The organism is Neptuniibacter sp. UBA6509 (genome assembly GCA_002435145.1).
Classification (GTDB): domain Bacteria; phylum Pseudomonadota; class Gammaproteobacteria; order Pseudomonadales; family Balneatricaceae; genus Neptuniibacter.
The window spans coordinates 67,948-78,759 of record DJLT01000005.1 but is presented as its reverse complement, the minus strand read 5'-3'; the positions used below and the strand labels follow the sequence as shown (position 1 = coordinate 78,759).

Here is a 10,812-nt window from a genome sequence, read left to right as displayed (position 1 = left end):
CTAGAGAACTGGGGTCTTACCAAACTGAAGTTCGAAAGCTGGTTTCTTCTATTGGCGAGAAAGATGATCAGGAATTAGCAAGTCAAATTATTGCTGTAACTAATCAGTTCCTCGATGTTGATCTAGAGAGCTCTGATAGTAATTTAATCAGAGAGATATGTTCGGAGAGCAGAATGTTGAAACATTACAAGCCTGTAATCGATAGTGAAGTACAGGTGATGACTCTCCATAAATCGAAAGGGCTGGAATTTGATTTAGTCTTTCATGTAGATCTTTATGATTGGATACATCCGAAGAGGAAATTCATAAGGGGGTGTTATGATGAAGTCTTTGATGATTGGGACCAAGAGCTTAATTTGCATTTTGTGGGTATCACCAGAGCAAAAGAACATTGTGTACTAGTAACAAGTACTCAAAGGTTCAACAGTGACTATCAGCTAAGAAATGCCAAAGCTTCGCAGTTCTTATCGTTACCGGGTCTGGATGGGTTATATCTACCTTAAATAATCCTAACCACAAGAAAAGCGCTTGCTGAAAGATCGGATAAGACCGGACTAGAGGGAATTCTTAATTCCCTCTTTGATTCTTCAATTGTGCTAAATCTATGTAGATTCTTTAGAGGTTATTAGAATCTATTGGATTTTATAGTGCACAGGATCCGCACAGGAAATTTTCTGGTTATGGACCGGAGGTGAAATTTGGACACAAAAAAAGCGGTCACCTTTCGGTTCCGCTTTCTTCTAGGGCCCTTATAGGATGGGCTTTTTCTCTTACTCTTCAAAAGGTTGAAGAGATGGTACCAGCGGCCGGACAAACCTTAAATTGCTCTTACAGAAGGTTATAGAGCCTTTGTAGTATCGGTACCGCACCCTATAGCTAATTGATGCCTCTTCAGATTGGTGATTTAACGATTAAGTAAAGTTATATATAGCTGACTAAGAGTGACAATAACATCATCCATATAACAGTAATAGTCATTGTGTGTAGACGATTGTGATGAACGATCGAGGTAGAACCAAGTGTGTTTAGTAATGGAAAGAACATAAGAGTTAACAGTAGAAGGGAGAAGATAGTGAAAGAAGCTATGTATAGTGATTCGTTAAACGTAGTCACGGGAATGGGGCAAGGGTGAGGAATAGAGCTTAGTGTACATAGGGTACATAGGGTATATAAAGCTGTTCTTAGTTTTACAGATACCGCAGGTCAATGCATGCAGTATCTGTATATATCTTTAGCTTTTAGCGCGAGGACTCTGTGGGTAGATGACGGTTATTCTTCGTCAGTGGCCTTTATAGCCTGTATTGCTTTGGTATTAATTAATAGAAATATTCCTGCAAGTACGTCTATAGACATCCATAGCTCTCGGGTTAAGTAAACCTTGAAGAATGGATTGAAGGTAATAGCAAAGATGCCTAATAGCCAAGGTAGTGCTTCGTAGTTCCTCTTGTGAGCAATATAGCCACCCCAAGTGAATATAGCGAAAGCGATCGTCTTAATTACAGTGTAGTAATCAAGAGGTAGGTTGAGTGCTCCGGTAAATAGTATTGCTGCTGTTGCATAGATAACGGCTGGTGGTATTCCATGAAAGGATGGATGAATAGCTTTGGTTGTAATCCTCTCAATGGGTTGAATTGACTCTTTAGATGTTTCTCTGGAATTGTTGAATATGTACTTTCTGGCGGTGTACGCCAAAGCTGTAACAAGACATATAATTAAAAATATGCCTGCTAGTGTTGTTATGCTACGGGCGTTAACGGGCGGAGATTCGTCGTCCTCTGGTATTGGTGCCCTTCCCGATTGTGGTACTGTCTCATCTGCTGACATTGCCATCTGGTTGTAATTCAACTGTGCCTTATGATCCATGTACATGTCACCAATCATTATCCACTGGTTTGTATCAGTTGGTCGTGCAGATGGGTGGTTCATAAAGTGCCACGATAATAACGCTTCTCTGTTTTCTCCTGTATATAAATCCCTTGCTAAACGATCTAAGCGTTTTTGGTATTCAGGTGTGCTGTTTGTTATTACTGCCTTGATTGCTGTTTGTAATGCGTTGCGGAGTATTGCAATCTCATTGAACTTTGTTTTATTAATACCATTATTAATAGCACCTATTTGAAAGGGAGCTTCACTCGATAGAAAAATAGCGTATTCAGGGTTGATTTGATTGTTTGTCGTTTGATACCGGGTATCTAACAGAGCAAGCCCGTTATCCAGCGCGATTAATTGATAATCGATAAAGGTGTCTTCTATCTTAATGTGTACTGTATACCTATAGTCGCTGTTGGAGTCAGCTACGGGGCTACTAAGCTTTAATTCTGTTCCTTGAGGGAGAAAGGTTTTAATTGCCTCTGTAGAGCCTGGAATGCTGCGGGTATAAGCGATTTTAATTGTTTTTCCTGATTGTAACTCTATTGTCTCGCTGTCAATTACACGTGAGACATAGTCTACTAACTGTGCTTGAGAATTGTCGGGGTAAGTAATCATTAAGAAGGTGAGTAAAAGGTAGCTGAAGCTATGCTGGTTAAGCATTGAGTATGTCCTATGTATAAACAATTCTACTGCGAACGTAACATAAATAGTTTGTTTTATCTTAGATGTTTAAGGATCAAATCGTTGCAAAATTTGAGGCTGGTTTTTTGTTGTGCATGGCTCATTAATTTACATGCTAAGATTAGACCTATACATGGTTCTTTCTGGTTTGCTAAGTAGGAGAAGCTCAACATAACATCGCATTATGCGCAGTTGCTTCGCAGCTGTCTGTTCGACGGGCTCACCGCATAACAAATATTATGTGTACGCTTGCGAATAACGTAGATGCTGTGAGTTTGTTGTTAAAGACATTTACACCATTGTGTCACTAAACAGATAGATAATTTAAACATGCGCATAAACATTTCGCTTAGTGATGTTTGATGGCGAGCGGCATAATCAGGCAGTGATGTGTATATGTTTGTACGAGTACTCTGTACGAAGTTATATAAGTGTGAGCGTTATACGCGAACTGTGTTCGGGAGGCAGTGGCCTCAGTCGTTAGCACTCCTTATATATGCAAAACTGGCACCCTAAAATCGCTACAGCCTTAGTCTCCCGTGGCCTGTAGCTAATCATTCATTGCGCACTTTTTATATTGTACAATTATTAACCAACTTTTTGTGTAGTTATTTCTTTTGATGCCTATTAGGTTGCGCTGGTGGGTATCATATGGCTTGTGTGAGCTGTTAAAGGGGGGGCGGCCATCTACTCTTTGTGAAATAAAGCGGCTAATAAAGTAGATCAAGAGCTTCAGTGCATATGTCTATTTGATTGCCAGTTGGTTAGGAAACCTAATAGCGATTGTTTGAGTAGGTTTAGAAAAAATAATATCAAAATATTCCAAAGGCCTACTAAGCATATGATGCACCCCTCATATTGTTTGATAGGTATTATTCCCCCCCTATGGTGCTTTATCTAAATGGTATTGAGTGTTTCTTAGGTAAGCTATGCACCAATTTTTATAGGGCCCTTTTTTAAGGCTAATCGAAGCCTATCAAATCAATAGCTGATTTTAGCTTAATAAGGTCAGCTCCTTTGCCGTAGTGAGTATATGAAAGGGTTTCTCCTCTACTATGCCCAAGTAGCTGAGCAGTAACTGTCTCTGCTATATCTGCTTGCTGAAGTTGAGTTGCCACTGTATGTCGAAAGCTATGTAGTGTTGTTGTTTCTCTTAACTTCAGGCGCTTTTTAACATTAGTAGTGAACCATGCAGAGTATCGAGCTCCGTAACTTGGTTTGGGGTTGGTTAGTTCTGGAAATAATCGGCCTGTAGCTAGTTCACGCTTCCTAGCTATGACTTGAGCGGCTATAGCGTGATGTAGAGGCACAACACGTTTTGCATTAGTGTTCTTTATCGATTTGTCTGGTTTGTCATCATTAATGGTAATGAACCATATCCCGTCTTTTTCTTGTATATCATCACAATACAGTTGAGCTATTTCGTTAAGGCGTGCACCACTGTAGGCAAGTATCTTACAGATCAGTTTATGGTGATCTTTAAAACGTGTGTTTTCAGGGTTCTCGACGTGTTTAAAGATTTGTTGCACTTCTTGTATGTTGAATGCATCTCTTTTTCCTTGCTCATGCCCAGCTATGGTTATCTTTGAGCTCGTAAAAGGGTTGTTTATGTTGTAATCATTATCTATTGCCCATGTGAATATTGAAGACATACCCATTAAACGTTTGTTCTTATTGCTATCGCTACCCGTAAGTGTATCTCTGAACTGGCGCATGATTAGCTTGTCTACTTCATTAATAGGTAAATCCCCTACGGCGTCTATGAATCGTTTTAGCCCTCCCCTGTAATAAGCCAGAGTTTTCTCGGTGAGTTTATTTGCTGCGCGTTTGTCTATTGAGAATTCTTCAAAAACCTCTGAAACTCTTTTCATTGGGGTTGTAGGGACTGTTTCAGAGATCGTCGAAGTGGCTGTAGTGGCTGTAGTGTCTGTATATGGCTGTTGAAGAGACTGGTTGTAGGCTAGAACAGCGTCAGTAAGGCCTTGAAGTAAAGCCGGTTTGTCTTGATTTATATATTTACGTTCTTGATCTGTTGGTGACGTAAGTCCTATGCGTTCCGCAATCTGATGAGTTAGCTCTGGTTGAATGGTAGGGTCCGCACCAAATGAAGCTGTATTTCTGTATGCTTCTTTTTGCGGTTCTGTTAGTAATCCTTCTTTGTCTATCCCCTCTTTATGCTCGGCAAGGATGTCACGGAATAGGGAGATGAGTCGCTGGCGCACTTCTGAGTAGGGTAAACCGCTTTCCATAATCTTTGATATCCATGTTCTATAGGTAATAAGCCCTGCTAATGCTCCGGCTTCATATGGACATCGACTATACATGGATAGGCGGAGGCTGCGATAGCTACCGTTGTCTTTGATATTAAAGCGGTAATGATAGATGCCATTCGGTTTGCGATAGATATGCTTATCGTTCGTTCTGATAGCGCTTTGGTTAAGGCTGGGCATGACTAGTTGGCTCCGTGACAAGATCAAGAGACAACAAAACTAAAGATAGGGTGAAGGCTTCTTAAAGAGTGCCGTGGCGTATGGGCTCTAGAATGCCCTCTACGCTACGTTCTCTAGAGATGGTACCAGCGGCCGGACTCGAACCGGCACGCTCTTGCGAGCAAGGGATTTTGAATCCCTCATGTCTACCAATTTCATCACGCTGGCATCAAAGAGAGGCGTATTATAGAAATCTGAACGCTCTCGTCAATCAATACTGTCGAAAAACTGAAAAAAAGTCTTCTTTCCGTTACAATTCGCGCCCTTTGATAACATTTTTAATTAAAAGTGAAGAATTCGCTGCATGCAGGTAAAAGATTTTTATTTTGATCTCCCCGAAGAACTCATTGCTAGCTTCCCATTGGAGGAGCGTAGCGCTAGTCGTTTATTGTCAGTAGATGGCAATAGTGGTGAGCTAACACATGGGATGTTCAAGGATGTCTTGGATCTAATAGAGCCAGGCGACTTGATGGTTTTCAATGATACCCGTGTCATCCCCGCAAGGCTGTTTGGTCAAAAAGAATCGGGTGGCAAGGTTGAGGTTCTTGTTGAACGTGTGCTTGATGGTAAGCGTGCGCTTACTCATGTTCGTTCAAGTCGATCTCCTAAGCCAGGCGCTAAATTGTTTCTTGATGGTGGCATTGAGGCGGAGATGGTGGCTCGCCATGAAAACCTATTTGAGCTGCGCTTTCTTATTGAGGGTAATCTGGTCGAAGTATTAGAAGAGTTCGGCCATATGCCGCTACCGCCTTATATGAAACGTGAAGATCAGCTTTCAGATCGTGAACGTTACCAAACGGTTTATAACAAAAAACCGGGTGCTGTGGCTGCACCGACTGCCGGACTGCATTTTGATGATCAGCTATTAGCTGAGTTAGCAGCTAAAGGCGTTAATAGTGCCTTTGTTACTTTGCATGTAGGGGCGGGCACATTTCAGCCGGTCAAAGTCGATAATGTCGATGAGCATGTGATGCACTCTGAGTATATAGAGGTGAGTGACGAGGTTTGTGAGCAAGTAAAGCAAACACGTGCTAAGGGTGGCCGAGTTATTGCTGTCGGTACCACCAGTGTTCGAAGCTTAGAAAGTGCGAGCCAGAATGGTGAAATTGCCCCATTTTTTGGCGACAGTGATATTTTTATATTTCCAGGGTATGAGTTCAAATCAGTGGATGCCATGATTACGAATTTCCACCTGTCTGAATCGACTCTTTTAATGTTGGTGAGCGCGTTTTCTGGCTATGACCATATTAAGCATGCTTATCAACAAGCAGTTGAGCAGAAATACCGTTTCTTTAGTTACGGTGATGCCATGTATTTAACCCGACAGACAGATTTGCAATCAGCTGCAAGTGTAAGAGGTAATGATGACTAGAGAATGTTTTATGCAGTTTGAAAAGATTGCAGAAGATGGAAAGGCGCGTCGCGCACGTTTACAGTTTCCACGTGGAACGGTTGAGACGCCTGCATTTATGCCTGTAGGCACGTATGGCACAGTTAAAGGGATGACGCCAAGAGATATTGAGGCGACGGGTGCGCAAATTGTTTTAGGTAATACTTTTCATCTAATGCTGCGTCCGGGTACTGAGATTGTAAAACAGCATGGCGATCTACACGATTTCATGCAGTGGAAAGGCCCGATATTAACGGATTCGGGTGGTTTCCAAGTTTTTAGTTTAGGCAAAATGCGCAAGATCACTGAAAAAGGTGTGACGTTTCAATCGCCGGTGAATGGTTCCAAGGTGTTTATGGGGCCGGAAGAATCTATGCAGGTTCAGAAAGACTTGGGTTCCGATATCGTCATGATCTTTGATGAATGTACACCTTACCCTGCGACAGAGCTTGAAGCGGCTGAATCGATGCGCCTATCAATGCGCTGGGCACAGCGCTCTAAAGATGCTCATGGTGATAGCCCATCTGCACTGTTTGGTATCGTGCAGGGCGGTATGTACCCGCAACTGCGTGATGAATCGATGAAAGGGCTTGAAGATATTGGCTTTGATGGTTACGCCATTGGTGGCCTGTCGGTGGGTGAACCTAAAGATGAGATGGTTAAGGTTTTGGATCATCTAGCGCATAAAATGCCAGCGGATAAGCCTAGATATCTTATGGGTGTAGGTAAGCCTGAAGATATTGTTGAAGCGGTGCGTCGCGGTGTTGATATGTTTGATTGTGTTATACCGACGCGTAATGCTCGTAATGGATTCTTGTTTACTGATACGGGTGTTGTGAAGATCCGTAACGCGGTACATAAAACTGACACAGGTCCTTTAGATAAAACCTGTGATTGTTATACTTGTAAGAACTTTAGCCGTGCTTATCTGCATCATTTAGACAAGTGTAAAGAGATGCTCGGTGCTCAATTGAACACGATCCACAATTTACATTATTACCAAGTACTTATGGCTGGATTGCGTCAAGCTATTGAACAAGGTAAATTGAGCGACTTTGTGGATGAATTTTATAGTAAGCGAGGCCTTGAAACTCCTCAGTTTGACACCATATAGCTGTAATAGCTGATAACGATAATATATCTTTTATTTTTTAGGAGTAGCAATGAGCTTCTTTATCTCCCCAGCATTTGCTGAAGGTGCTGCCGGTGCGCCAATGGAATCCGGTATGTTCAATATTCTATTCTTGGTTGGTTTCGGTCTAATTTTTTACTTCTTCATGTGGCGTCCGCAGGCTAAACGCGCTAAAGAGCATAAAGAGTTATTAAATGGCATCAGCAAAGGTGATGAAGTGATCACTGCAGGTGGCATTCTAGGTAAAGTTGTTAACTTGAACGATGATTACGTTGTTCTAGAAGTGTGTGAGGGAACTGAACTTACGTTCCAGAAAACTCACGTATCTGCTGCTCTGCCAAAAGGCACTCTAAAGAGCATCTAAGCTAATCCACAGACGCCACTGTTTTGCAGTGGCGTTTCTGTTTCTATCAGGGAAAGGGCACCCATGCTCAATCGATACCCCCTCTGGAAAAATCTCCTAATTTTATTTGTATTGGTTATCGGCGGTTTATATGCTGCGCCTAACCTATATCCAGATGACTATGCTGTTCAGTTGACAGGTAGTCGAGATGTTTTCCAAGTTGACCAGCCGTTATTAGATAAAGTTACTGCCGAGCTAGAACGTGAAGGCGTTGTTTTTAAATCAGCAGAACTAGGTAAAAAAGCCGGTTTGATTCGTTTCTCAAGCGGAGACGAACAGCTAAAAGCAAAAGATATCATCAGTAGAGTGATGGGCGATGATTATGTTGTTGCCTTAAACTTAGCGCCAACTACGCCTGAGTGGTTATTGTCGATTGGCGCAGGTCCGATGAAGCTAGGTTTGGATCTACGTGGTGGTGTCCACTTCTTGTTAGAAGTTGACCTTCCGAAAGCGGTCACTCAGAAGCTAGAAAACTATGCTTCTGAAATTAAAGGTCGCTTGCGTGAAGAGAAACTACGTTATCGCAAGCTTGATAGTCAAGACGATGGTTCGTTAGCGGTTAAGTTTATGAACGCTGAATCTCGTGATAAAGCGATCGAGCTGTTAAAAAGTGAATATCAAGAATTTGTTGTGTCTGGTGAAGATAGAGATGGTGCCTTTTTCACCATAGTGAATCTAACTGAGCAAGCTATTCGTGATATTGAAACTTATGCGATTAAACAGAACCTGACAACATTACGTAATCGTGTCAATGAGTTAGGTGTTGCAGAACCTTTGGTTCAGCGTCAGGGTCGTAACCGTATTGTGGTTCAGTTGCCGGGTATTCAAGACACGGCTGCAGCAAAACGTATCATTGGTAAAACGGCAACATTGGAGTTTCGTTTAGAAGCGAAAAGCAGCGCTAGCTCTGCTCGAACTGAAGTTTATGAGTTCCGCAGTGAGCTGGGTCGTAAAGCTACGCTTGAGAAAGATATCATTATTAAAGGTGATAACGTTTCTAACGCGCAATCTTCATTTGATGAAAATGGTCAGCCTCAAGTTAATATTACGCTGGATTCTAAAGGTGGCGAGCTGATGGCGCGTACCACTAAGAATGCAGTTCAGCGTCGTATGGCTGTGCTTTTTGTGGAAGATAAAGAGCGTACAATTTATAAAACTGTAGAAGGTCTGCAGATTAAAGAAACCGTTCGTTACCAAGAGAAAGGTATTATCTCTTTGGCGACGATTCAGTCTGTTTTAGGCAACCAGTTCCGTATTACAGGGTTGGATGGTGCAGGTGAATCGTCTGAGCTTGCATTGCTTCTGCGTGCGGGTGCGCTTGCGGCTCCTATCTACTTTGTTGAAGAACGTACAGTTGGTCCAAGCTTAGGTGCGCAGAATATTGAGATGGGGGTAACCTCGGTTCAAATCGGTCTGGCGCTCGTTCTTATCTTCATGATGGTGTATTACCGCGTATTTGGTTTACTGGCTAATGTTGCATTGGCTTTGAACTTGATGCTGTTGATTGCTGTTATGTCGATGCTTTCAGCGACACTTACATTACCGGGTATTGCGGGTATTGTACTGACAGTGGGTATGGCGGTTGATGCGAACGTATTGATCTTCTCGCGAATAAAGGAGGAGCTCGCTAATGGCTTGCCGCCTCAATCTGCGATAAATTCAGGCTTTGGTCGAGCGTTTACTACGATCCTTGATGCCAACATAACAACCTTACTTGCTGCTGTTATCTTATTTGCGATGGGAACCGGACCTGTTAAAGGTTTCGCGATCACCCTATCCGTAGGTATCTTAACATCGATGTTTACGGCCATATTGGTTACCCGTGCTTTGGTTAACCTGAGCTATGGCAATCGTCAACTCAAAAAGCTGTCAATATAAGGAGCTGATGATGTCTACATTTAAGGTTTACAATTTTATGGGGCTTCGCAAAGTTGCTGCGATGATCTCTGTTATTTTACTTGTTATCTCTATTGGTGCCCTTAGCGTTAATGGTCTGAAGTTTGGCTTGGACTTTACGGGTGGTAGCTTAGTTGAGATAGGTTATGAGCAGACGGCTGATCTGAATAAGATTCGTGATCAGTTAAAGGCTGTGGGCTATGAGGATGCGGTGGTGCAGACCTTTGGTTCGCCAACCGATATTCTAATTCGCCTTGGTCAAGATCATGACCCTCAGTTGGGAGATAAGGTACTTTCTGCTTTGCAGACGGGTGAAACTCAGGAACTGACACTTCGCCGTAATGAGTTTGTCGGCGCGCAGGTAGGTGAAGAGCTACGTGAACAGGGTGGTTTGGGGATGCTTTTAGCACTCTTCATGATCATGGTTTATGTTGCTTTCCGCTTCCAGATTAAGTTCTCTGTGGGCTCAGTGGCTGCGTTAGCGCATGATGTGTTGATTGTGCTTGGTTTCTTTGCGGTATTTAAGATCGATTTCGATCTGACAGTACTTGCGGCGATTCTTGCTGTTATCGGTTATTCATTGAACGATACGATTGTTGTATCTGATCGTATTCGTGAAAACTTCCGTAAGATGCGTAAAGGCAGTGCGGAAGAGGTCATGAATACGTCACTAAGCCAAACGCTTGGCCGTACCTTGGTAACGTCTTTGACCACGTTGCTGGTATTGGTGGCGCTAGCGGTTTTTGGTGGTGAAATGATCCACGGCTTTGCTATTGCTCTCCTTGTAGGTGTATTTGTAGGTACTTACTCTTCTATTTATGTGGCAGCAAACGTGCTGATGGCAATGAATATATGTAAGGAAGATCTTATGCCTCCTGAGGAAAAAGAGCATGAAGAGGTCGATGATCGTCCTTAAGTGTTTCCTAAGCCGGCAGTAGCCGGCTTTTTT

At 42.6% G+C, this 10,812-nt stretch carries 8 protein-coding genes and 1 tRNA gene; 6 read left to right on the top strand and 3 right to left on the bottom strand.

What is annotated here, in order from left to right:
- A partial coding sequence (locus tag B4K11_RS00965; protein ID WP_292959189.1) for a 3'-5' exonuclease occupies window positions 1–503 on the top strand: 503 nt, incomplete at its 5' end.
- Between the two features lie 766 nt (window positions 504–1,269).
- On the opposite strand, the gene B4K11_RS00960 is transcribed toward B4K11_RS00965, so the two are convergent.
- The 3 genes from B4K11_RS00960 to B4K11_RS00950 all read right to left on the bottom strand — a co-directional run bounded on the left by B4K11_RS00960 (window position 1,270) and on the right by B4K11_RS00950 (window position 5,210).
- Window positions 1,270–2,532, bottom strand: coding sequence for a DUF6804 family protein (locus B4K11_RS00960; RefSeq protein ID WP_292956439.1), 1,263 nt, complete (start codon window positions 2,530–2,532; stop codon window positions 1,270–1,272).
- A gap of 983 nt (window positions 2,533–3,515) precedes the next feature.
- Entirely contained in the window at window positions 3,516–5,003 is a 1,488-nt protein-coding gene (locus tag B4K11_RS00955) for a site-specific integrase (RefSeq protein ID WP_292956442.1), read from the bottom strand.
- A 120-nt stretch (window positions 5,004–5,123) separates the two neighbouring features.
- A tRNA-Leu gene (locus tag B4K11_RS00950) sits at window positions 5,124–5,210 on the bottom strand.
- 136 nt (window positions 5,211–5,346) lie between these two features.
- On the opposite strand from B4K11_RS00950, the gene queA reads away from it, so the two are divergent.
- The 5 genes from queA (at window position 5,347) to secF (ending at window position 10,779) form a co-directional block, all read left to right on the top strand.
- On the top strand, window positions 5,347–6,414 hold the full coding sequence (gene queA, locus B4K11_RS00945) for a tRNA preQ1(34) S-adenosylmethionine ribosyltransferase-isomerase QueA (RefSeq protein WP_292956445.1): 1,068 nt from the start codon (window positions 5,347–5,349) through the stop codon (window positions 6,412–6,414).
- Window positions 6,407–7,546, top strand: a complete 1,140-nt coding sequence (gene tgt, locus B4K11_RS00940) for a tRNA guanosine(34) transglycosylase Tgt (protein ID WP_292956688.1) — start codon at window positions 6,407–6,409, stop codon at window positions 7,544–7,546. Before queA ends, tgt begins: the two co-directional genes overlap by 8 nt.
- Before the next feature lie 49 nt (window positions 7,547–7,595).
- Complete coding sequence (gene yajC / locus B4K11_RS00935) at window positions 7,596–7,928, top strand: preprotein translocase subunit YajC (protein ID WP_292956448.1); 333 nt, start codon at window positions 7,596–7,598, stop codon at window positions 7,926–7,928.
- A 63-nt stretch (window positions 7,929–7,991) separates the two neighbouring features.
- Window positions 7,992–9,845 carry a protein translocase subunit SecD gene (gene secD, locus B4K11_RS00930; protein ID WP_292956451.1) on the top strand — a complete coding sequence of 618 codons (1,854 nt, stop codon included), beginning with the start codon at window positions 7,992–7,994 and terminating at the stop codon, window positions 9,843–9,845.
- Between the two features lie 10 nt (window positions 9,846–9,855).
- Window positions 9,856–10,779, top strand: a complete 924-nt coding sequence (secF, locus tag B4K11_RS00925; RefSeq protein ID WP_292956454.1) for a protein translocase subunit SecF — start codon at window positions 9,856–9,858, stop codon at window positions 10,777–10,779.
- Window positions 10,780–10,812 lie beyond the last annotated feature (33 nt).